This window comes from Citrobacter sp. Ct235 (assembly GCF_030332305.1).
Classification (GTDB): Bacteria; Pseudomonadota; Gammaproteobacteria; order Enterobacterales; family Enterobacteriaceae; genus Citrobacter_A; species Citrobacter_A telavivensis.
The window spans coordinates 990,769-1,012,578 of record NZ_JAOWIC010000049.1 but is presented as its reverse complement, the minus strand read 5'-3'; the positions used below and the strand labels follow the sequence as shown (position 1 = coordinate 1,012,578).

At 55.7% G+C, this 21,810-nt stretch carries 17 protein-coding genes; 7 read left to right on the top strand and 10 right to left on the bottom strand.

The window, feature by feature from the left end:
• Positions 1–53 precede the first annotated feature (53 nt).
• Positions 54–773, top strand: a complete 720-nt coding sequence (fadR, locus tag OGY35_RS21865; protein ID WP_152404241.1) for a fatty acid metabolism transcriptional regulator FadR — start codon at positions 54–56, stop codon at positions 771–773.
• A gap of 34 nt (positions 774–807) precedes the next feature.
• Here fadR and OGY35_RS21860 read toward each other — a convergent pair whose 3' ends face one another.
• Entirely contained in the window at positions 808–2,340 is a 1,533-nt protein-coding gene (locus OGY35_RS21860; protein WP_152404242.1) for a SpoVR family protein, read from the bottom strand.
• Positions 2,341–2,668: 328 nt separating this feature from the next.
• On the opposite strand from OGY35_RS21860, the gene OGY35_RS21855 reads away from it, so the two are divergent.
• The gene (locus tag OGY35_RS21855) at positions 2,669–3,967 is read left to right on the top strand and encodes a D-amino acid dehydrogenase (RefSeq protein ID WP_044257663.1); all 1,299 of its coding nucleotides are present in this window, start codon (positions 2,669–2,671) and stop codon (positions 3,965–3,967) included.
• 12 nt (positions 3,968–3,979) lie between these two features.
• Positions 3,980–5,050 carry a catabolic alanine racemase DadX gene (dadX, locus tag OGY35_RS21850; RefSeq protein WP_152404244.1) on the top strand — a complete coding sequence of 357 codons (1,071 nt, stop codon included), beginning with the start codon at positions 3,980–3,982 and terminating at the stop codon, positions 5,048–5,050.
• A gap of 96 nt (positions 5,051–5,146) precedes the next feature.
• On the opposite strand, the gene OGY35_RS21845 is transcribed toward dadX, so the two are convergent.
• Positions 5,147–6,883 (bottom strand): potassium/proton antiporter, encoded by a 1,737-nt coding sequence (locus tag OGY35_RS21845; protein ID WP_152404246.1) that lies wholly within the window; start codon positions 6,881–6,883, stop codon positions 5,147–5,149.
• A gap of 97 nt (positions 6,884–6,980) precedes the next feature.
• Complete coding sequence (gene ldcA / locus OGY35_RS21840; protein WP_286633444.1) at positions 6,981–7,895, bottom strand: muramoyltetrapeptide carboxypeptidase; 915 nt, start codon at positions 7,893–7,895, stop codon at positions 6,981–6,983.
• Positions 7,896–8,033: 138 nt separating this feature from the next.
• Between ldcA and emtA the strand changes: the two genes are divergently transcribed.
• Positions 8,034–8,645: a membrane-bound lytic murein transglycosylase EmtA gene (gene emtA, locus OGY35_RS21835; protein ID WP_046481095.1), complete on the top strand. Its 612-nt coding sequence runs from the start codon at positions 8,034–8,036 to the stop codon at positions 8,643–8,645.
• On the opposite strand, the gene ycgR is transcribed toward emtA, so the two are convergent.
• The gene (ycgR, locus tag OGY35_RS21830; RefSeq protein ID WP_152404250.1) at positions 8,646–9,380 is read right to left on the bottom strand and encodes a flagellar brake protein YcgR; all 735 of its coding nucleotides are present in this window, start codon (positions 9,378–9,380) and stop codon (positions 8,646–8,648) included.
• A 203-nt stretch (positions 9,381–9,583) separates the two neighbouring features.
• Between ycgR and OGY35_RS21825 the strand changes: the two genes are divergently transcribed.
• Together OGY35_RS21825 and OGY35_RS21820 are read left to right on the top strand one after the other, a co-directional pair.
• Positions 9,584–9,838, top strand: a complete 255-nt coding sequence (locus OGY35_RS21825) for a GlsB/YeaQ/YmgE family stress response membrane protein (protein WP_152404252.1) — start codon at positions 9,584–9,586, stop codon at positions 9,836–9,838.
• 118 nt (positions 9,839–9,956) lie between these two features.
• Positions 9,957–12,068 carry a TonB-dependent siderophore receptor gene (locus OGY35_RS21820; protein ID WP_286633443.1) on the top strand — a complete coding sequence of 704 codons (2,112 nt, stop codon included), beginning with the start codon at positions 9,957–9,959 and terminating at the stop codon, positions 12,066–12,068.
• Positions 12,069–12,121: 53 nt separating this feature from the next.
• Here the strand turns inward: OGY35_RS21820 and OGY35_RS21815 are convergent, their stop codons facing one another.
• From OGY35_RS21815 to dhaK, 4 genes are all read right to left on the bottom strand, one after another.
• Positions 12,122–13,828, bottom strand: a complete 1,707-nt coding sequence (locus OGY35_RS21815; protein ID WP_286633442.1) for an alpha,alpha-trehalase — start codon at positions 13,826–13,828, stop codon at positions 12,122–12,124.
• A gap of 102 nt (positions 13,829–13,930) precedes the next feature.
• Positions 13,931–15,364 carry a dihydroxyacetone kinase phosphoryl donor subunit DhaM gene (gene dhaM / locus OGY35_RS21810; protein ID WP_286633441.1) on the bottom strand — a complete coding sequence of 478 codons (1,434 nt, stop codon included), beginning with the start codon at positions 15,362–15,364 and terminating at the stop codon, positions 13,931–13,933.
• 10 nt (positions 15,365–15,374) lie between these two features.
• Positions 15,375–16,007, bottom strand: a complete 633-nt coding sequence (dhaL, locus tag OGY35_RS21805) for a dihydroxyacetone kinase subunit DhaL (protein ID WP_152404260.1) — start codon at positions 16,005–16,007, stop codon at positions 15,375–15,377.
• Positions 16,008–16,017: 10 nt separating this feature from the next.
• The gene (dhaK, locus tag OGY35_RS21800) at positions 16,018–17,088 is read right to left on the bottom strand and encodes a dihydroxyacetone kinase subunit DhaK (RefSeq protein ID WP_286633440.1); all 1,071 of its coding nucleotides are present in this window, start codon (positions 17,086–17,088) and stop codon (positions 16,018–16,020) included.
• Positions 17,089–17,331: 243 nt separating this feature from the next.
• On the opposite strand from dhaK, the gene dhaR reads away from it, so the two are divergent.
• Positions 17,332–19,233, top strand: a complete 1,902-nt coding sequence (gene dhaR / locus OGY35_RS21795; RefSeq protein WP_286633439.1) for a dihydroxyacetone kinase operon transcriptional regulator DhaR — start codon at positions 17,332–17,334, stop codon at positions 19,231–19,233.
• Positions 19,234–19,610: 377 nt separating this feature from the next.
• On the opposite strand, the gene gap is transcribed toward dhaR, so the two are convergent.
• Both gap and OGY35_RS21785 read right to left on the bottom strand, forming a co-directional pair.
• On the bottom strand, positions 19,611–20,621 hold the full coding sequence (gene gap / locus OGY35_RS21790) for a type I glyceraldehyde-3-phosphate dehydrogenase (protein ID WP_152404264.1): 1,011 nt from the start codon (positions 20,619–20,621) through the stop codon (positions 19,611–19,613).
• 78 nt (positions 20,622–20,699) lie between these two features.
• The gene (locus tag OGY35_RS21785) at positions 20,700–21,680 is read right to left on the bottom strand and encodes a GlxA family transcriptional regulator (protein ID WP_286633438.1); all 981 of its coding nucleotides are present in this window, start codon (positions 21,678–21,680) and stop codon (positions 20,700–20,702) included.
• Positions 21,681–21,810: the final 130 nt, after the last annotated feature.

The window sequence follows — 21,810 nt, the reverse complement described above, 5'->3', positions numbered from 1 at the left end:
CCGTCTGGTATGATGAGTGTAACTATGTTTTGCTGTGTAATGGAAATCTCACTATGGTCATTAAGGCGCAGAGCCCGGCGGGTTTCGCGGAAGAGTACATCATTGAAAGTATCTGGAATAACCGCTTCCCCCCTGGCACTATCTTGCCTGCAGAACGAGAACTCTCGGAACTCATCGGGGTGACTCGTACCACGTTACGTGAAGTGCTGCAGCGTCTGGCGCGAGACGGTTGGTTGACCATTCAGCATGGCAAACCGACGAAGGTGAATAATTTCTGGGAAACGTCCGGGCTGAATATTCTTGAAACGCTGGCGCGTCTCGATCACGAAAGCGTTCCGCAACTGATCGATAATCTGCTGTCGGTCCGGACCAACATCTCCACCATCTTCATTCGTACCGCGTTTCGTCAGCATCCTGACAAAGCGCAGGAAGTGCTGGCGACCGCGAAGGAAGTGGCCGATCACGCCGATGCGTTTGCCGATCTCGATTACAGCATTTTCCGCGGTCTGGCGTTTGCCTCCGGCAACCCGATTTATGGCCTGATTCTTAACGGGATGAAAGGGTTGTATACCCGCATTGGCCGTCACTACTTCGCCAATCCGGAAGCGCGCAGCCTGGCGCTCGGTTTCTATCATAAGCTGTCGCAACTGTGCTTACAGGGCGCGCACGATCAGGTATACGAAACGGTGCGTCGTTATGGTCATGATAGCGGTGAGATCTGGCACCGGATGCAGAAAAACCTGCCAGGCGATTTAGCCATTCAGGGCCGCTAAACGCGAACCCCCTCATGATGAGGGGGTTTTTGTTTTACAGGCTGTTCATTCTGGGTGGGCAGCGCTCGAGCAGTTCCACGCTTCCGTCCTCGTTTTGCTGTTCCAGCATCACATCAAACCCCCACAGCCGGTGCACATGCTTGAGTACCTCTTTGCGTCCTTTATCCAGCGGCGCGCGATTATGCGGGATATAGCGTAGGGTGAGAGAGCGATCGCCCCGCAAATCCACGTTCCAGACCTGAATATTCGGCTCCACGTTGCTCAGATTATATTGCGACGAGAGGCGGTTGCGGATTTCACGATAGCCTTCTTCATTGTGAATAGCAGAGATCTCCAGGTAGTTATGCCGGTCATCATCCAGCACCGTAAAGAGGCGGAAATCACGCATCACCTTCGGTGACAGGAACTGGCTGATAAAACTCTCATCTTTGAAATCACGCATGGCAAAATGCAGCGTTTCCAGCCAGTCGGAACCCGCGATATCCGGGAACCAGTACTTATCTTCTTCCGTCGGTGACTGACAGATACGCTTGATGTCCTGGAACATAGCGAACCCCAGTGCGTAAGGGTTAATACCGCTGTACCACGGACTGTTATAAGGCGGCTGGAATACTACGTTGGTGTGGCTGTGCAAAAATTCCAGCATAAAACGTTCGGTGACTTTCCCCTCGTCATACAGGTGGTTCAGAATGGTGTAATGCCAGAAGGTAGCCCAACCTTCGTTCATCACCTGGGTCTGTTTCTGCGGATAAAAATACTGGCTGACTTTGCGCACAATGCGCAGGATCTCGCGCTGCCATGACTCCAGCAGCGGGGCATTTTTTTCCATAAAGTAGAGCAGGTTTTCCTGCGGCTCTGAAGGATAGCGCCGCGCTTCGGCGACCGTCTTCTCTTCTTCTTTCTTCGGCAGGGTACGCCACAGCATGTTCACCTGGCTTTGCAGATACTCTTCGCGACTTTGCTGGCGGGCCTTCTCCTCCTGGAGGGAGATTTTCTGCGGGCGTTTATAGCGGTCAACGCCGTAGTTCATCAGCGCATGGCAGGAGTCGAGCAATCGCTCAACCTCGTCCACGCCGTACCGCTCTTCGCACTGGGTAATGTAATTACGCGCGAAGATCAGGTAATCGACAATGGAACTGGCGTCGGTCCAACTGCGAAACAGATAGTTATTTTTGAAGAAGGAGTTATGCCCATAGCAGGCGTGCGCCATCACCAGCGCCTGCATGGTAATGGTGTTCTCCTCCATCAGATAGGCAATACACGGGTTGGAGTTAATCACAATCTCATAGGCCAACCCTTGCTGACCGTGTTTATACAGCCGTTCAGTCTCGATGAATTTTTTGCCAAACGACCAGTGAGGATAGTTAATGGGCATCCCGACGCTGGAGTAAGCATCCATCATCTGCTCGGAGGTGATGACCTCAATCTGGTGCGGGTAGGTATCCAGTTTGTAGAGTTTCGCCACCCGGTCTATCTCTGCCAGATAGACATCCAGCAGATCAAACGTCCAGTCGGGTCCATCGCTCAACCGTGTGGTGTCCTTGTTCATGGAATCAATCGTAGCCATTCGCGCACCCTCATTGTTGGCGGCACTCTCTGTGTGGAGCACCTCATTTCAAGCATAGAACACCCTGTTAAAAACCGTGTCAGTGGAGAAATATTTTCTTTGCGATTTCCGCTGGTCGACCCGCCAGATTTCTCAGTCATGACAACATTTTATGCTGGATAAAAGTAACCCGCAGCAGGAGATCCCAAAGCAACGAGTTCAATGTTCCTCCTGCTATATGTGAGATGTGTCACCATAAAAAAGCCATATGTTGAATAATATTTTCATCTGGGTTATCAAGATGTAATTAGATGATTGTTCTTTTACTGTTACTGTTAACGGAGTGGCTATGCGAGTTGTCATACTGGGAAGTGGCGTCGTTGGCGTGACCAGCGCCTGGTATCTGAGTCAGGCTGGACATGATGTCACCGTCATCGATCGCGAACCTGGCCCGGCGCTGGAAACCAGCGCGGCGAATGCGGGGCAGATCTCTCCGGGCTATGCAGCGCCCTGGGCAGCACCGGGTGTACCGCTAAAGGCGATTAAATGGATGTTCCAGCGCCATGCGCCGCTGGCGGTTCGTCTGGACGGCACACAGTTCCAGTTAAAATGGATGTGGCAGATGCTGCGTAATTGCGATACCAGCCACTACATGGAAAACAAAGGGCGGATGGTGCGTCTGGCGGAATACAGCCGAGACTGCCTGAAAGCGCTGCGTGCATCGACCGGTATCCAGTATGAAGGGCGTCAGGGCGGCACGCTGCAACTGTTCCGCACCGCACAGCAGTATGAGAACGCCACGCGCGACATTGCCGTGCTGGAAGACGCTGGCGTGCCGTATCAGTTGCTGGAAGCCAGTCGACTGGCGGAAGTCGAGCCGGCGCTGGCTGAAGTGGCGCACAAACTGACCGGCGGCTTGCGTTTGCCGAATGACGAAACCGGCGACTGCCAACTCTTTACCCAGCGTCTGGCGCAGATGGCCGAACAGGCGGGGGTTAAATTCCGTTTCAATACGCCAGTGGATAAACTGCTTTGCGAAGGCGAGCAGATTTACGGCGTGAAATGTGGTGATGAGATCGTTAAAGCCGATGCTTACGTCATGGCGATGGGCTCTTACTCCACGGCGATGCTGAAAGGGATTGTCGATATCCCGGTCTATCCGCTGAAAGGCTATTCGCTGACGATTCCGGTGGCGGAAGAGGACGGCGCACCGGTTTCGACTATTCTTGATGAAACCTACAAAATCGCCATTACCCGTTTTGACCAGCGTATCCGCGTTGGCGGTATGGCGGAAATTGTCGGCTTCAACACCGAACTACTCCAGCCGCGTCGGGAAACGCTTGAGATGGTGGTCCGCGATCTCTACCCGCGCGGAGGGCATGTTGAACAGGCGACATTCTGGACCGGACTGCGCCCGATGACGCCGGACGGTACGCCGGTGGTGGGGCGTACCCGCTTCAAAAATCTGTTGCTGAATACCGGACACGGTACGCTGGGATGGACGATGGCCTGTGGTTCAGGGCAGTTGCTGAGCGACATTCTGTCGGGTCGCACGCCCGCCATTCCGTATGACGATCTGAGCGTGGCGCGCTACCACGCTGGCTTTACGCCTTCACGTCCCCAACATCTGCACGGCGCACATAACTAAGAAGGACGAGAGATGACCCGCCCTATATTGGCCAGCCTTGACCTGCAGGCGATGAAACAAAACCTGAGCATAGTGCGTCAGGCCGCACCGGACGCCCGCGTCTGGTCGGTGGTGAAAGCGAATGCCTATGGTCACGGCATTGAACGTATCTGGAATGCGCTGGGCAACACCGATGGTTTTGCTCTCCTGAATCTGGAGGAGGCGGTAACCCTGCGTGAGCGCGGCTGGAAAGGGCCAATCCTCATGCTGGAAGGGTTTTTCCATGCGGAAGATCTGGCGCTGTACGACACCTGGCGTTTGACCACCTGCGTTCACAGCAACTGGCAGCTTAAAGCGATTCAGAATGCAAAGCTGAAGGCACCGCTGGATGTCTACGTGAAGGTTAACAGCGGCATGAACCGTCTGGGTTTCCTGCCGGAACGACTGCAAACCGTCTGGCAGCAACTGCGCGCGATGCCGAACGTCGGCGAAATGACGTTAATGTCGCACTTCGCCGACGCTGAGCACCCTGACGGGATCCGCAATGCGATGGAACGTATCGCGCTGGCAACGGAAGGGCTGGAATGCCGTCGCTCACTGTCAAACTCAGCGGCCACGCTGTGGCATCCCGATGCGCATTTTGACTGGGTGCGACCGGGTATCATTCTTTACGGTGCGTCGCCGTCAGGCCTGTGGCGCGATATCGCCAATACCGGGCTGAAGCCGGTGATGACGCTCAGCAGCGAAATCATCGGTGTACAAACGCTGAAAGCGGGGGATCGCGTCGGCTATGGCGGGCGCTATACCGCCAGAGGCGAACAGCGCATTGGCATCGTGGCGGCGGGCTACGCGGACGGTTATCCACGTCATGCGCCGAGCGGAACGCCGGTGCTGGTGGACGGTGTGCGGACCACTACCGTGGGCACGGTGTCGATGGATATGCTGGCGGTGGATTTAACGCCATGCCCGCAGGCGGGTATCGGGACGCCGGTAGAACTGTGGGGTAAAGAGATCAAAATTGACGACGTGGCGAAATCTGCCGGAACCGTAGGCTATGAGTTGATGTGTTCGCTGGCGCTGCGTGTTCCGGTCGTGACGGTGTAACTTTTATGTTGCCGGACAGCGGTGCGATGCGCCTTATACGGCCTACAGCGGAGTCATCAGTAGGCCGGATAAGCGCAGCGCCATCCGGCATGATAACTACTCTTCGTCTTCATCCCCGGCGACGCGAACCCCGACTTTACGGACCTGATTATCCTCTTTTTCTGCGACCGTCCAGATCATCCCGGCGAAGATGACCTGGTCCCCGACAACCGGGGCCGCACCCAGCAGTTGCTGAACAATTTCGCCCAGCGTTTGCTGCTTATCGCGGTACTCCGTTCCGTCATCCAGACCATAAATCAGCGCCACATCGGCATACTTGGCGCTGGCTTCCAGAATAAAGTCGCCGAAGAAGCGCTGATCCAGCGCCACCGGCGGTGACTGACTGAACAGTTTGCCCAGCGCCGGGAGGTCGCGTTCACGACCGATGACGCACAGCACGTCACCTTCACGCAAACGGGTACTGCCGGTGGGATGAAACAGCACGTTGTCACGAAACAGCGCCGCAATGCGCGTTTCCTGAGGCATATGCAGATCGCGCAGTGCCGCGCCGACACACCATTTATCGGCGCTAAGCTGATAGACAAACTGCTCCCACGGATTGTCCGGATGAATATCCAGCCCCACACGTGAGACCGGCCAGCCGACCGGTGGCACCACCACTTTCGCTTTTTTCGCCGCCCAGGAGAGGGAGGTGCCCTGAAAAACCAGTGACACCAGCACCACGAAGAAGGCGACATTGAAGAACAGACGGGCATTTTCCAGGCCCGCCATCATCGGAAAGACGGCAAGGATGATGGGCACCGCGCCGCGCAGACCCACCCAGCTAATAAACACGCGTTCACGCAGATTAAAACCGCGAAACGGCAGCAGTCCGACAAAGACGGAAAGCGGACGGGCGACGAAAATCATCCCGGCGGACAGGATCAGCGCCGGAATGGCAATCGGCAGCAGGTCGGAAGGATTCACCAGCAGTCCGAGCACAAGGAACATGCCGATCTGCGCCAGCCAGGCCAGCCCGTCGAAGTTTTGCAGAATGCCAAAACGGTTGCGAATCGGGCGATTGCCCAGCAAAAAGCCGCACAGATAGACCGCCAGAATCCCGCTGCCTTCCAGGGCGGTGGTCAACGCGAACACCAGAATCCCGCCGCTCAGGGCCAACAGGGGGTAGAGCCCGGCGGGCAGGGAGATTCGATTAATCATCTGCTGTAGCAGATAGCCGCCGCCCAGCCCAAGCAAGATGCCCAGACCAAACTGCTGAATAATGTGGACTGCGAACATCCAGCTTAAGCCGGTTTCGTGCTGCTGAATCATCTCGATCAGCGTAATGGTCAGGAACACCGCCATCGGGTCATTACTGCCGGATTCAATTTCCAGCGTCGCCCCGACACGCTCGTTCAGCCCTTTGCCGCCAAGCAGGGAAAAGACCGCCGCCGCATCCGTTGAGCCAACAATGGCACCAATCAGCAGCCCCTGGATCAGGTCGAGATTAAACAGCCAGGCGGCGATCATGCCGGTTAAACCGGAGGTGATCAGGACGCCAACGGTCGCCAGAGAGAGCGCCGGACCCAGCGCGACGCGAAACGAGCTGGCCTGCGTACGCATCCCGCCATCAAGCAGGATAATCGCCAACGCAAGGTTACTGACCATATAGGCAAAGGGGTAGTTATCGAACGGGATGCCGCCGACGCCATCGACACCAGCCAGCATGCCAATCGCCAGGAAGATAACCAGAATCGGAATGCCAAGGCGTGATGAAAATGAACTGAGTAAGATACTGCTGGTAACGAGGACGGACCCCAAAATGAAAAGACTGATTATTGCCGCGGCGTCCAACGTTCGGTTACTCCTCAATTAGCCATGTTTTTCTGCATTGACATTATCATATTAACGGCTGCAACCGGGCGTTACTTAGCCCTACAGCCGTTTTTTTTTATGATTTCAGAAAGGGATGACCCGAGATCGTAAGTTGTGTGCCGTTTTGACTATTCAGTAGCACGGCATGCGCGCCTAACGCCAGCGTAACGGTTCGCGGCTCATGACCAAAATCAAGCCCGGTAATCAGGGGAACAGAGAGGCGTTCACGTAAAAACGCATACACCGTGTTGAGGTCGTAGCCGTCATCATACTCATTCGGGGCGCTGCCGCTAAAACTGCCCAGCACAATGGCGCTCTGGCGGTTTAAAATGCCCGCATCAAACAGCTGCAGCAACATGCGCTCGACGCGAAAAGGGTGCTCATTGATGTCTTCCAGCACCAGAATACCGTTTTCAATTTTTGGCATCCACGGGGTGCCGATAAGCGAAATCAGCATCGCCAGATTGCCGCCCCACAGCGTTCCTTCGGTGTGACAGGCCGGGCCTTCGCCTTGCCATTCCACCGTGTACTGCGCGTGACGTAATGCTTGCCAGAAATGGGTTTGCGTAAAGGTATTCAGCTCCGGCGCGCCAACGTTCGCTGCCAGCATCGGGCCGCTAAAGGTGATGACATTACCCAGCGCCAGCAAACCACACTGGATCGCCGTAAAATCACTGTGACCGCAAATGAGCAACGGATCCCGCTGTTGTCGGGCGGCAAGGGCCTGCCAGTCGATGTGTTCCAGCAGTCGGCTCGCGCCATAGCCACCGCGCACCGGCATAACGATGGTGTCCGGCGCGGTGAGATGCACAAGCCCGTTCACGTCTGCCAGACGCTCCGATTCCGTACCCGCAAAGCGTTGATGGCGACGACTGACCACTGCCGTATTATCGACCTGATGCCCCGCGTCCTTAAGGCGCTGGATACCAAGCAAAGCCGCGTGTTGATTAATGCAGTAGCCCGAGGGGGCAATTAAGTGAAACCGGGACATGGCAATTCCTTGCTACAACAGAAACCAAATGTATATCATGCCGCCTATAGTAGAACGTTTTGCCGGATGACGCTTTGCTTATCCGGTTTACAACGGTGATTTTAGTAACGAAGCGTTCCGGCGATAAGGACAGAAGACGTGAAATTGAGATGGTTTGCTTTTTTGATTGTGTTGCTTGCAGGTTGTAGTTCAAAACAGGATTATAAAAATCCCCCGTGGAATGCGGAAGTGCCGGTGAAACGGGCCATGCAATGGATGCCGATCAGTGAAAAAGCCGGGGCGGCGTGGGGCGTTAGCCCACAATTGATTACGGCGATTATCGCGATTGAGTCAGGCGGGAATCCCAATGCGGTCAGCAAATCGAATGCGATAGGGCTGATGCAACTGAAAGCATCGACCTCCGGGCGCGATGTCTACCGTCGGATGGGCTGGAGCGGCGAGCCTTCAACCAGTGAACTGAAAAACCCGGAGCGCAATATCTCAATGGGCGCCGCCTACCTGAGTATTCTGGAGACGGGCCCGCTCGCCGGTATTGAAGATCCGCAGGTGATGCAGTATGCGCTGGTGGTCTCCTATGCCAACGGCGCAGGCGCACTGCTGCGCACGTTCTCTTCTGACCGGAAAAAGGCCATTAGCAAAATCAACGATCTCAGTGCCGATGAGTTCGTTGAACACGTCGCGGATAACCATCCTGCGCCCCAGGCACCGCGCTACATCTACAAATTGCAGCGCGCGCTGGATGCGATGTAATTAGTCGCGCACTTTATTCGATTTCTCCCGGGCTTCGCGCTCGAGGGAAAAGATAATCCGCTGAAGTTCCCGCTCCACCGCCGGGCCAACGTTGAGAAAACGAAAGCTCAGGCGGGGAGTCGAAATCGTCTCATTTTTCCCGTCAATCACTTTGCGTTCAGTTACGGAGATCAACTGCGCGTCAAAGTGAAACATCCCCCATTCCCCCATATCCAGCGCAATTTGCGAAAAACGCATCCCTTCCGTGAGTCCTGACGGCTTCGGGCCTTCCAGCAGCGCGCCCATTCCGCCGAGGGAAAGATCGTACAGACGAAAACGTAGGGTGCTGTTATCTGGCATCTGCGCGGTACAACCGTAGGGGGGATGGAGCGGCGCGCAGATGCGAAAGTATTCCCGTCGTTGGACAAACCACAGCGCCGGAGGAAGCGGGGTGATAAAGGCCGGAAGTTGCTGATACTCACCGCTGTGCAACTGCTCAAGGGTAAACTCAACCTTCGCGCCCTGAGTTTCCGCCGTAAAGGTAATATTGCGCGCCTTCTGTACGGCGAGGTTTTCGTTTTGCTGACTGCCAAAGTCCATCACCAGTCTTTCGGCCGAAACGTCAAGGATTTTGCTGATGAATTGCCCGCCGCGCCAGGAGACGCGCAAAGGCACCTGATTGCTGTTTAAGTCGCGAAGAACGCCCAATACCGCCAACGGATTTTGCTTCAGAAACTGCTCATTATAATGACTCACGCGGAACGACCCCTGGATGCCTGACAGTCTATCGAACGGTTATCGGCAAGACGCAGGAGAACTTAATACAAACGCGTGATTTTTTTTACCAAAGACAAATAATTCAGTCTCGCGGAAACAGCGAGGATCAAGGGGTTGCCTATACTTAATGGACAAGCGCAAGAATCTGTTGCGTGTGGTTTCCCTGAAAAGAGGGTCTGAACATGGGAATTATTGCCTGGATTGTATTTGGTTTGATTGCCGGTGTTATCGCCAAATTGATCATGCCGGGACGTGACGGCGGCGGATTCATCCTGACCTGTATTCTCGGCATTATCGGTGCCGTAGTGGGCGGATGGCTGGCGACCATGTTTGGTATTGGCGGCACAATCAGTGGCTTTAACCTTCACAGCTTCCTGGTTGCGGTGGTGGGTGCCATTGTGGTGCTGGGGGTATTCCGACTCGTGCGCCGCGATTAACAACACGGCTCCTGCGGGAGCCGCGTTTTTATTCTGGTCCCCTTCAATTCCTCTCTTGATTTACCTAATTAAATGAGAATAATTAGCATTCCAATTTAAACTGATAATTATTCTCACTATGACAACTTCCTGCTTCCGACTTTGTGCGCTCTCTGGCTGTATCTCACTGGCTCTGACCACGCCGTCTTATGCGGCAGATTCTAACGAATCCACCATCGTGGTATCCGCAACGGGACAGGAGACCCTGCTGCCGGCCTGGACCAACAGCGCCACCAAATCTGCCGTCCCGGAAAGTAAAACGCCGCAGGTGATTAATACCATCGATAATCACGAGATAACCTTACGTCATGCGAATTCTGTCAACGAGATCCTTCGCTATGCGCCGGGGGTGTCGACGGAAGTGCGCGGCAATACTTCCTATATGAGCGAGTACAAGATTCGTGGTTTCTCCGTCGATCAGGAGTACTACAACGGCTTGCAGTTGCCGTATAACGTCACCGGTAATACCAAAGCGCGTATCGACCCGCTGCTGGTGGAAAGCGTGGATATCCTGAAAGGGCCCGCGTCCGTGCTGTATGGCAACGGTTCGCCGGGAGGGCTGGTGAATATTCAGGGCAAAAAACCGCAGGCTGAGCAAAAAACGGAGATCGGCTTTAATACCGGTACGCGTAATCTGAAAGAGGGCTATCTGGACTCCACCGGTAAAATCAGCGATAGCGACTGGAATTACCGTCTGCTGGGTAAGGCGACGGAGGGCGACGACCAACCGCACACCACGCGTTATGAAGACTATCTGCTGGCACCTTCCGTCACCTGGCAACCGGACAGCAAAACGCGTCTGACGCTGGATGCCCTGGTGCAAAATACGCCGTCGTTGTCACCGTCGAACCCGTTACCGATTGCTTATTTGCGCTCGGGTTACGCCGATCGTCGTGATTATGCCGGAGATGAGTGGAGTGGCTTTAAGCAGCGTCAGTGGATGGTGGGTTATCATTTCGAGCATGAATTTGACAGTGGTTGGGGATTCAGTCAGCAGGCACGCTATTTTGACGTCGATACACACCAGCGCAGCGTCTATTCAACCGGTAATGGTACGAACCCGGTATGGATGCTTGACCGCTTTGCCTATACCACTGATGAAGATCTGAAAAGTTTCAACATCGACAACCAGGTGACAAAAACGGTCGCGCTGGGTGACTGGCAGCACCATTTGCTGGCCGGCTTTGACTATCAGAAACTCGACAGCCATTACTTCTATCGTTACGCCAGTGCCACGCCGGGAATCGACATGCGCGACCCGGATTTCCATCAGGTGCATACCGCCGATCTGGGGTTGTACACTGCGCAGAAAAACCGCCTTTCTTATCAGCAAAATGGCTACTATTTGCAGGATCAGGTCGCGTTTGGTGGCTTAAATCTGCTGGCCAGTCTTCGCTATGACGATTACCGTTCTACGACTACCGATGCGATGCAAAACGACGAGAAAACCTGGATCTCTCAAGACCGGGTGACCAAACGGTTGGGCGCGCTCTATGCCTTTGAAAACGGTATTTCACCGTTTATCAGCTATTCCGAAGGCTTCAAACCGATTTCACCGCAGGGCACGCTGACGGCGAAAGACGTGAAGCCGACGACCAGCAAACAACTGGAAGGCGGGGTGAAATACCTGCTGGTCGATTACGCGACAACGCTGACCGCCTCGGTGTTTAACATTCGCCAGAAGAATGTCCTTTCCGCCACGCCGACCTGGGATTATCGACAGACCGGGGAGATCGAATCGAAAGGGGCGGAGCTTTCGGTCATCAGTCGTCCAGGTGACAACGTCACGTTGATCGCCAATTACGCTTACACCCATGCGATCAATACCGAAGATGAAACCTGGGAAGGCAAGCGCCCAACGCAGGTGCCGGAGAATGCGTTTAATCTGTGGGGGGATTACACCTTCGACGCGACCACACTGCGCGGGCTGACGATGGGCGCAGGGGCGCGCTATACCGGGCCGATGGAGATCTCGCCGGACAACAAGGGCGGTAAACTGGGGGGCACGACACAGTACGATCTCGCCGTGTCGTATCGCTTAGGCGAGGCGCTGCCGTCACTGAGCGGCGTGACGCTAAAAGCCAGCGCCCAGAACATTACCAACAAAGAAACGTTCAGCTGCTACGACAGCACCAACTGCTGGATTGGCCGCGACCGGACGGTCCAGGTCGGGGCAAGCTACCGTTTCTGATCGCATGAAGCGAAAACCGGCCTGGCATTCCCAGGCCGGTCAGACACCGAGTATTATGGCGTTGCCTGTTTTTGTGGCTGTTCAGCGGATGCCGGGCTGGCGACAGGGCGTTTTTCCGGCACGCTATCGCACGGTTTTTCCTTCACACAGATCAGATCGAGCATCTTCAGCGTGACGCCATTGCTCCAGCCAAAACCATCCTGCAACGGATATTCTCCGCCGCCACCGCCGGTCCCGGTGCTGCTGACGTCATATTTTTCCACCAGCTTTTGTTCGCGATCGTACGTGTGCTGCACGTTGGTCAGAAAGCGCCAGCTCACCTCCATCGCTACGTCATTCTGCCCATAGTTCTGTAAGCCCTCGGTGGCGACCCACTGAAGCGGCGCCCAGCCGTTTGGCGCATCCCATTGCTGTCCGCTTTTCACCGACGTAGTGGCAAGCCCGCCCGGTTGCAGCAGATGCGCGCGGGTGGCCGCAGCCATTTTGCTGGCGCGATCCTTCGAGGCGGCATTGACATACAGCGGGAACAGCGCTGCAGCGGTCAACTGATTCCGTACCCGCTTGCTCTTCAGGTCGTAATCCGCGTACCAGCCCTCTTTATCATTCCACAGGTAATGTTCAATGGCTTTCTGTCGGGCATTCGCCAGCGTGTCGTACTGGCTGGCTTTTGCCTCATCCCCCGCGGCTTTGCTGGCGCGCGCGAGGATTTTTTCCATTTTGTACAACAGGGCGTTGAGATCGACCGGAACGATGCTGGTGGTCCGCAGCGTGCCAAGCTGCTGCGGATTATCCATCCAGCGTGAACTGAAATCCCAGCCGGACGCGGCCGCTGCGCGCAGATCGCGATAAATATCGGTCGCCGGGCGGTTTGGATTGCTTTTCGCCGTGGCAATATCTTCGACCCAGGATTCCGGTCGCGGCGTATCCCGCTCATCCCAGTAGCGGTTGAGAAGGGTGCCATCCTCCAGTTTCACCACCCGCTTGTTCTGTTGACCTGCCTGCAGCGTTTCGACGCCTTCCATCCAGTAGGTGTACTCTTTTTGCATCTGCGGCAGGTATTTTTTCAGCGCATCGTCGCCGTCGTGCTGAGCCAGCAGTTCGACCATCAGTGAAAAGAAGGGCGGTTGGGAACGGCTTAGGTAGTAAGTGCGGTTGCCGTTGGGAATATGACCGAAGGTATCAATCTCCCAGGCGAAGTTTGCCACCATATCGGCAATATTGTCCCAGCGACCGCTTTCGGCAAGTCCCAGCATGGTGAAGTAACTGTCCCAATAATAGACTTCCCGGAAGCGCCCGCCGGGCACCACGTAAGGCTCAGGCAGCGGCAATAGGGAGTCCCATTTTTCCACGCTTTCGGTGGAGCGGGTTAACACCGGCCACAGCCCGTCGATATGTTCACGCAGCGATTGCCCTTTCGGAGGAACATATTTCTCCCCTTCTTTCGGCAGCGTAAAGTTGACGCTCACGAAGTGGCGCAAATCGAAACTGGACTGATTCTTTTGCATCCGGTAATCCGCGAGGATCATCAGCGGGTCACCGTTAGGCACGGCGTCGGCAAAGGTTTTCTGATCGGGAAACAGTCTGGCATTCTGCACATCGTTAAACAGGGGACCGAGCAGAATATCCGGCGGCTGCGGAGGGGAGAACGGCATCTCTTCGGCGTTAACCGACAGGGAAGAGAAGGTAAGCAGCGTGCCGGAAACCGCTAATGTTATGACCAACGACAGTGAAGCAGGCGCGCGAAAAGCAGGGGTATGCATTGATTAATCTCCTTAGTGCGTACCGAATAACGGTATCTACCATGAGAAAATCGTAGTCCAGGATCGCTCCCGGCGCGTGATTACCCCCCTTTTTTTGCGACGTTATAGCGGTTTCCTTTCCCTGACGGCGCAATTGTGCGCCACATCAAGCGTGAGTCGTTCGCCCGTTTGTACATCGTTAAGCGCGTCGCCCTGCTGGCATACCCAGGCGATACCCATCTCCCGGGCGATCAACGCGCCATGCGCGAGCGAACTGCCCTCCCGCAGGCAGATGCCTTTCACCACGTTCGGGTCGAGCTCCGACACCGTTGACGGAAAGAGGTTGTCGGCAACCAGTATGGTGGGTGCGATAACGTCAGGCAGCACCAGCGGGCTTTGCAGCAAATGACGCAGCGTGCGGTGCAGGAGATCGTCGATATCGATGTAGCGCGCCTGCAGATAGGCGTCATCCAGTTGACGATACTGCGTACTGAGGCTGCTCAACACCTGCTGCCAGGCATATTCCGCCGTACAGTGCTCGCTGCGCAGGAGCCCGCAGGCGGTATCAAACAGCTCCGGATCGTCCAGCAACATATGGTGACCAGAGAAAATGGCCGCCAGGTCACCCGGCCAGTTTTCTTCCGCGCGGGTAATCAGCGTCATCAGGTCGAGCAGCGTGAGATCCAGCGCGTTACGCAGTCGCGCCTGCTCTGCGCCAGGACTGCGATCGGACGCTTGTCGAATCGGTGGCAGCGTTGGCGCGTAACAGAACGCGTTGCCCGTGATGTCCGCCGTCGACGATGTGACAACCGCCGCATCTTCCAGCGACTCGCCGAAATTCTCCGCCGCCAGACGACTAAACGCGGCCAGCGCATCATCCGCCTGTTCTCCACTTGCCAGCAGACGTACCGTGTCATGACAGCGAACCTGCAACAGCGAAATCTGATTCAGGCTGTCCGGCGTAACGCACTTGCCGTTTTTTTCCAGCAGCAGATCGGCGTTAAAGGCCGACAGCGTTGCCACAAGCCGGGAGGCCGGGCGAATGTGCAGACCGTTGGGATTCTTGATCACCACGGACACTGATTTTGCTGCCGCATCCTGTGCGATAAAGGTCGGGGTAATGCGGGTTTCAGAAGCAGAAGAGGGTAAACCCAGTTGCTCACGCTTGGCCTCGAGAGCGTTCGTCGCGTCGGCGATGACCTTTTCGATATCCGCGCCCGCAGCGGCGCTCACCGTTGCCGCCAGCGTCCCTTCCACCAGCGGCGCGGCGCACAGCCGTACTTTCGCAGCGATCGTCGGATCGAGGAGGTCCAGCGCCGTTTCTGCACTGAGCAGGGCGCTGCCAATGTCCATCATCACCAGCACGTGATCGGTATCGGCAACAGACTCGATCGCCTCCATCACCTTAATGGGGTCGGTGCCGATGGGATTTTGCGGATCGTCGATACCAGCGGCAATGGCTATTTTACAGTTGCCGCCCATTAACATCTGTTGCGCCAGTTCGCCAACCCCTTCACCGAGGCGGGCGCTGTGAGAGACTATGACCAGGTTTACCATCTTACTGTCCTTACTCTTTTGCCGCGGCTGCCAGCATCTGGATCATAAACATCACCGAGGTCGCACCCGGATCCTGATGCCCGATACTACGCTCGCCCAGGTAGCTGGCGCGACCTTTGCGGGCCTGCATCGTAATCGTGCTTTGTGCGGCGGCTTCAGCCTCAGAGGCGGCAGCGTCCAGCGCGGCGGTGACGGAGAGGTTCTGCTCACTGGACTGGCGTAATGACTCCGCCACCGGTACCCAGACATCGCACATCGTTTTATCACCCGGCTCGGCTTTACCCCGGCTTATCACGCCATCAGCACCTTCACGCATCATCTGATAGAGCTCATTGAGCGACAAACTCTGGTGCGCCTGCGTGGCCTGCGCGGCACGGATGAAAAAGGTGCCGAACAGCGGGCCACTGGCTCCTCCAACGTTTGACAGCAGCGTCATCCCGGTGTTTTTCAAAATAAAACCGATATCTTTATCCGCAATGGCCGGTAATTTTTCGACCACTTTGCTAAAGCCGCGATGCATATTCAAACCGTGGTCAGCATCGCCAATCTCGCGATCCAGCCCGGTGAGATAATCACTCTCTTTACTGAAAATGTCCCCGCAGCGATAAAGCCAGCTCACAATCTGCGCTCTGGTAAGTGACATGACTCTCTCCTTAGTTGCCCCAGTTCAGGCCTGGGGTGTGAACCGGTGCGTCCCAGAGTGCCAGCGTCTCGTCATCCACTTTAAGAAGCGTGATGGAAAAGCCGGTCATATCCAGTGACGTACAATATGAACCAATCAGATTGCGTTCGATGACGATACCCGCCTGCTGGCAGCGTGCGTCGAGACGGTTATAGACGCCGTACAGTTCAGAAAGCGGCGTGGCGCCGAGGTTATTGACCAGCGCGATGACGCGATCGCCACGTTGCAGCGGTTGTTTGCCTTGCTTATCTTCCTGCCAGACGCCCTGGGTGGGATCCCAGTGGCGCAGCGTGCGGCTATAGGTTCCGTTTTCCAGCAGGGTATCGAACATTTCGTCAACGGTCCTGTCGAGTGAGACGAAGGCGCGACGGTCAATGCCAGGCTCTCCGTGGATCCCCACACCGAACTCCATTTCATTGTCGGCGAGGGTGAAAGAGGGCTGCCCGGCTGCCGGAACCGTACACGCTGCGAGGGCGATACCGATCGAATGGCCATGATTATTGAGTTTGCGTCCGAGTTCGGCGCAGGCTTCCAGGGAATCGCCGCGTTCTGCCGCCGCCCCGACCAGTTTTTCAATCAGCACGGTATTAGCAACACCACGTCGTCCGGCGGTATAGAGGCTGTCTTTGACCGCCACGTCGTCATCCACGACCACGGTGGTGACCTTCACGCCGCTTTCGTGCAGCAGTTCGGTCGCGGTTTCGAAGTTGAGAATATCGCCAGTATAGTTTTTCACGATCAGCAGCACGCCTTCGCCGCCGTCAATCTGCATGGCGCATTCGAACATTTTATCAGGGGTTGGGGAGGTGAAAATTTCTCCAGGACAGGCACCGGACAGCATGCCCTGGCCGATGTAGCCGCAGTGCATCGGTTCATGCCCGCTGCCGCCGCCGGAAAGCAGCGCGACTTTGCCCTGTACAGGGGCATCTGAACGGGTCACATACACCGGATCCTGATGCAGGGTCAGTGACGGATGCGCTTTTGCGAGGCCAGCCAGTTGTTCACTCAGTACGTCTTCCACACGGTTAATCAGCTTTTTCATTCTTTTGCTCCGGGTCTTAGGCTCCAGGGGATCGGTTGTGTTCAACGCCACGGCGACCGCTCGCTGCCGATAACGTAATTGTGCCCCAGCGCGCGAAAAAGAAAATTCATCAATGTTATGTTTCATAAAGGAACACTAATCTCGATAAATGTTCCATAACGGAACGCTAAAACGCGAAATACGGCAAAATTGCGAGCAACCGCACCCGGAATCGCGGAGAAACCGACAGTGAAGAGCAGCGAGATGGCAACCACAGCAGCGGACGTCCCGGAATATATTCGCGCCTCATGGCTGCGCTGCGGCAAAATTATGCAGCGCGAGTTCTGGGCCCTGCCGCACCGGGCACAGGGGCTGACGTTTGACTCTATTTGTCGGCGCAAAACGGCGATGCTCACGCTCGGGCAGGCGGCGCTGGAGGATGCGTGGGAATACATGTCGCCACGAAAGTGTGCCCTGTTAATTCTGGATGAAAGCGCTTGCGTGCTCAGCCGCTGTGGCGATCCGGATACGCTCCAGCGCCTGGAGGCTCTCGGCTTTGCCGACGGCACCTATTGCGCGGAAAGCATCATTGGCAGCTGTGCGCTGTCGTTGGCCGCTATGCTGGGGCAGCCGGTAAAAACGTTACCCGATCACCATTTTAAGCAGGCGCTCGGTGCGTGGAGTTTTTGCTCGACACCCATTTTCGACAACCACGGACGCCTCTCTGGATCTATCGCGCTGGGCTGTCCGGCAGACGACGCCTCACCTGCCGATCTGTCATTAACGCTGGCGATCGCGCGCGAGGTGGGGAACTCGTTGCTTACCGATAGCCTGCTTGCAGAATCGAACCGCCACCTCAATCAGCTGTATGGTTTGCTGGAGAGCATGGATGACGGCGTGATGACCTGGAATGCGCAGGGAAGTCTGCAATTTATCAACGCTCAGGCGGCACGGCTGCTGCATCTTGACGTGACGGCTGCCCACGGCAAAAACCTCAGTGAACTCCTGACGCTGCCCAGCGTTCTGCTGCGTGCTATCCGCCATCAGCGCCCGCTCCATCATGTTGAGACGACGTTTGAAAGCCAGCACCAGTTTGTCGATACGGTGATAACCCTCAAGCCGATTGTCGAAACGCAGGGCACCAGTTTTATTTTGCTGCTGCATCCGGTGGAAAAGATGCGCCAGTTGATGACCAGCCAGTTGGGTAAAGTGAGCCATACCTTTGCGCAGATGGCGCAGGACGATCCGCAAACCCAGCGTATCGTCCATTTTGGTCGTCAGGCGGCGCGGGGCAGCTTCCCGGTGTTGCTATGTGGTGAAGAGGGGGTCGGCAAGGAGTTACTCAGTCAGGCGATTCATAATGCCAGCGAACGGGCGGAAGGCCCGTATATTGCGGTGAACTGCCAGCTGTATGCCGATCAGGTTCGGGATTTTATCGCCAGCACGACGGACGACGACAGAGAAGGGCGGTTAAGCCGCCTGGAACTGGCGCACGGCGGCACGCTGTATCTGGAGAAAATTGAGTATCTGGCACCTGAACTGCAGTCGGCGTTATTACAGGTGATCAAACAGGGCGTCATCACCCGTCTTGACGCGCGCCGCGTGGTGCCAGTCGACGTGAAGGTGATTGCCGCCACGACGGTGGATTTGGCGCGGCTGGTGGAACAAAACCGCTTTAGCCGTCAGCTTTATTACGCGTTGCACGCTTTTGAAATTATGATTCCACCGCTGCGACAGCGACGTAACAGCATCCCTTCGCTGGTGAATCACCGCTTGCGTCGCCTGGAAAAACGTTTTTCGACTCGCCTGTCTATGGATGACGATGTACTGACCCCGCTGATTGCCTGCGACTGGCCTGGCAATGATTTCGAACTCAACAGTGTTATTGAAAATACGGCGCTGAGAAGTGAAAACGGGCGTATTCACCTGAACCATCTGCCGGAGTATCTCTTTAACGAGCACCGGACCTCAGAATCTACGACCGGTAGCTTCTCTGCCAGCGTCTCATTTAGCGACATCGAGAAGGATGCCATTATTCACGCGGCAAGGGTGACAGGAGGGCGTATTCAGGAGATGGCCAGCCTGCTGAAAATTGGCCGTACCACGCTATGGCGAAAAATGAGGCAATACAATATTAACGCGGCGCATTTTAAGTTGAGCTCCTGAAAAACGGGCGTTTTTGCATCCTATTTTAAAGCGATTTCTGTCCGTTATGGATTAAAACCAGACGATGACAACGCTGCCATTTTCTCGGCGTCGAACCTTGCTAGAAGATCCCGGAAGGCAATGCGCGCATTTTTTTATTATCTTCCCGTATTTTTTTCATTCGATCCTTACCCTGTTCGCGCTGCCTGAAACCGCAAAATATCACGCAAGACATCATGCAATAACGCAACCACAAAGCATGCTGCGAGACAAATGGCGCGGATGACCGCACCGCAGCAGGTGCAGTCCCGGCAGCATCGCAGGTAACGACGGCACGCGGCAGAAATTAAAAATCCACGCCAGGCGTGGATTTTAGAGGGCGGGTGAGAGCGGCGAGGTTAGCGTTCACGCCTTGCCATCAACAGCGCGAGGTCGACGAGGCGATTGGAGAATCCCCATTCATTGTCGTACCACGCCAGAATTTTGACCATATTGCCGCCAATCACCAGCGTTGAGAGACCGTCGATAATGGAAGAACGCGGGTCACCCTGGTAGTCGCTTGAGACGAGCGGTTCATCGCTATAGCCGAGGATCCCTTTCAGTGGCCCGCTGGCGGCGGCTTCACGAAATGCATTGTTGACCTCTTCAGTCGTCACATCCCGCTCAAGCGTTACGGTCAGGTCGACAATGGACACCACCGGAACCGGTACGCGCAGCGAGTAACCGGTTAAGCGACCGTCCAGTTCAGGAATGACTTTGCCAAGCGCCTTCGCGGCACCGCTGGAGTAAGGCACAATCGACAGTGCGGCGGCGCGGGCACCACGAAGATCTTTTTCCGGCTGGTCATGCAGCGCCTGGCTGTTGGTATAGGCGTGGGTGGTGTTCATCAGACCATGCTTAATACCAAAATGCTGGTGCAAAACCTGCGCGGCAGGTGCCAGACCGTTGGTGGTGCAGCTACCGTTGCTGACCACGAAGTGTTTATCCGGGGAGTAAAGGCTATCGTTAACGCCCATCACGATGGTTAAATCATCGTTTTTACCGGGGGCGGAGATAATCACACGCTTTGCGCCACCGCTGTGGATGTGCACCGCTGCTTTATCTCGGTCAGTGAAAAAGCCGGTTGCTTCAATGACGATATCAACTTCACTCTGACGCCAGGGGATATTGGCGGGGTCGCGTTCACTGAACACGGTAATGGGTTTACCGTCAACCACAAGCTGCCCCTCACCGGCGGTGACATCGGCGTCGAGTTTACCGAGCAGCGAGTCGTATTTCAGCAAATGTGCCAGCGTTTTACTGTCTGTCAGATCGTTGATTGCCACAATCTGAATATCCGGGTTGCCCAGTGCAGCACGCAGTACGTTGCGTCCGATACGGCCAAAACCGTTAATACCGACCTTTACCATGATCAACTCCTTATCTGTTGTCTCTGAAGGTAATGTAGGTCGGTGGCCCGTTGGCGTAAATGACAAAAAAGGATCACTTTACGCCATTTTACGACAGTGAAAGCGCTGGCGATATTCACCGGGCGTAAGTTGAAGCTGTTTTTCAAACAGCCGCCGCAGGTTAATGCTGCTGCCAAATCCCGTTTGTTCGGCGATACGATCCAGCGTCTCGTTGGTCTGCTCCAGACGCTGTCGGGCAGCGGCCAGACGGGCTTCGGCGACATAGCGCGCCGGTGAAGCGCCGGTTTCCCGGGTAAACACGCGGGTGAAATTACGCGGACTCATGGCGACTTTTTCCGCCAGCTTATCCACACTGAGGTCGGCGGTGAGGTTCTCGAGCAACCATGCCTGCAGATCGTTAATGGGGCCCAGGGCGCTGGTCTGCTGAAGGTTATAGCGGCTAAACTGCAACTGGCCTCCGGGGCGGCGCAGGTACATGACGAAGTCCTGGGCGATGTCGCGCGCCAGGCTGAATCCGTAGTCCTCTTCAACCAGCGCAAGCGTCAGATCAAAGCCGGAACTGACTCCGCCTGATGTCCAGATGTGTTCGTCCTGAATATAGAGTGGACCGCCCTCGACGCGCACCTGAGGAAATTCGGCCTGCATGGTTTCCAGTAGCTTCCAGTGGGTGGTGGCGCGTCTGCCATCCAGCAGTCCGCTTTGCGCCAACAGCATCGCACCGCCGCAAATGGATGCAATACGGCGGGCATGAGGAGCGGCCAGGCGCAGCCAGTCAACTACCGCAATCCCTTCCTGCGGATTTTGACCTTTGCCAGTGATAATGATGGTATCAAGAGGCTCACGAGGATCAATTTCATGCAGGCGATGGTCTGCCAGTAAATTTAAACCGGACTGACCATGGATCACCTGATGCGGCTGGGTTGTTGCTAGCTGAACCTGGTAACAGACGTCCGTAGCGCCTTCTGGATGCAGGCGGTTGGCCTGCATCAGAATGTCGGCAATACCAGCGGATTCAAACAGCATACCGCCATCGGGGACAATGATTAGTATCTTCTTCATGTCCTGAAAAGTAATCTTTTTACAGAATAAGTCAACAACACAGACGCAGAAGGGAAAAGCCTTATTCCTGCCGTAGTGACAGTCCCAACGCTGACCGCCAGCAAACGGACCGTGAATTGTGACGATAAGT

Bases quoted from the DNA above. Each gene is read 5' to 3' on its own strand.
- dhaK (WP_286633440.1), bottom strand. From the start codon at position 17,088: ATGAAAAAGCTGATTAACCGTGTGGAAGACGTACTGAGTGAACAACTG.
- OGY35_RS21785 (WP_286633438.1), bottom strand. From the start codon at position 21,680: ATGAAGAAGATACTAATCATTGTCCCCGATGGCGGTATGCTGTTTGAA.
- dhaM (WP_286633441.1), bottom strand. From the start codon at position 15,364: ATGGTAAACCTGGTCATAGTCTCTCACAGCGCCCGCCTCGGTGAAGGG.
- OGY35_RS21820 (WP_286633443.1), top strand. From the start codon at position 9,957: ATGACAACTTCCTGCTTCCGACTTTGTGCGCTCTCTGGCTGTATCTCA.
- dhaR (WP_286633439.1), top strand. From the start codon at position 17,332: ATGGCAACCACAGCAGCGGACGTCCCGGAATATATTCGCGCCTCATGG.
- gap (WP_152404264.1), bottom strand. From the start codon at position 20,621: ATGGTAAAGGTCGGTATTAACGGTTTTGGCCGTATCGGACGCAACGTA.
- OGY35_RS21825 (WP_152404252.1), top strand. From the start codon at position 9,584: ATGGGAATTATTGCCTGGATTGTATTTGGTTTGATTGCCGGTGTTATC.
- OGY35_RS21860 (WP_152404242.1), bottom strand. From the start codon at position 2,340: ATGGCTACGATTGATTCCATGAACAAGGACACCACACGGTTGAGCGAT.
- OGY35_RS21855 (WP_044257663.1), top strand. From the start codon at position 2,669: ATGCGAGTTGTCATACTGGGAAGTGGCGTCGTTGGCGTGACCAGCGCC.
- dadX (WP_152404244.1), top strand. From the start codon at position 3,980: ATGACCCGCCCTATATTGGCCAGCCTTGACCTGCAGGCGATGAAACAA.
- fadR (WP_152404241.1), top strand. From the start codon at position 54: ATGGTCATTAAGGCGCAGAGCCCGGCGGGTTTCGCGGAAGAGTACATC.
- dhaL (WP_152404260.1), bottom strand. From the start codon at position 16,007: ATGTCACTTACCAGAGCGCAGATTGTGAGCTGGCTTTATCGCTGCGGG.
- ldcA (WP_286633444.1), bottom strand. From the start codon at position 7,895: ATGTCCCGGTTTCACTTAATTGCCCCCTCGGGCTACTGCATTAATCAA.
- OGY35_RS21815 (WP_286633442.1), bottom strand. From the start codon at position 13,828: ATGCATACCCCTGCTTTTCGCGCGCCTGCTTCACTGTCGTTGGTCATA.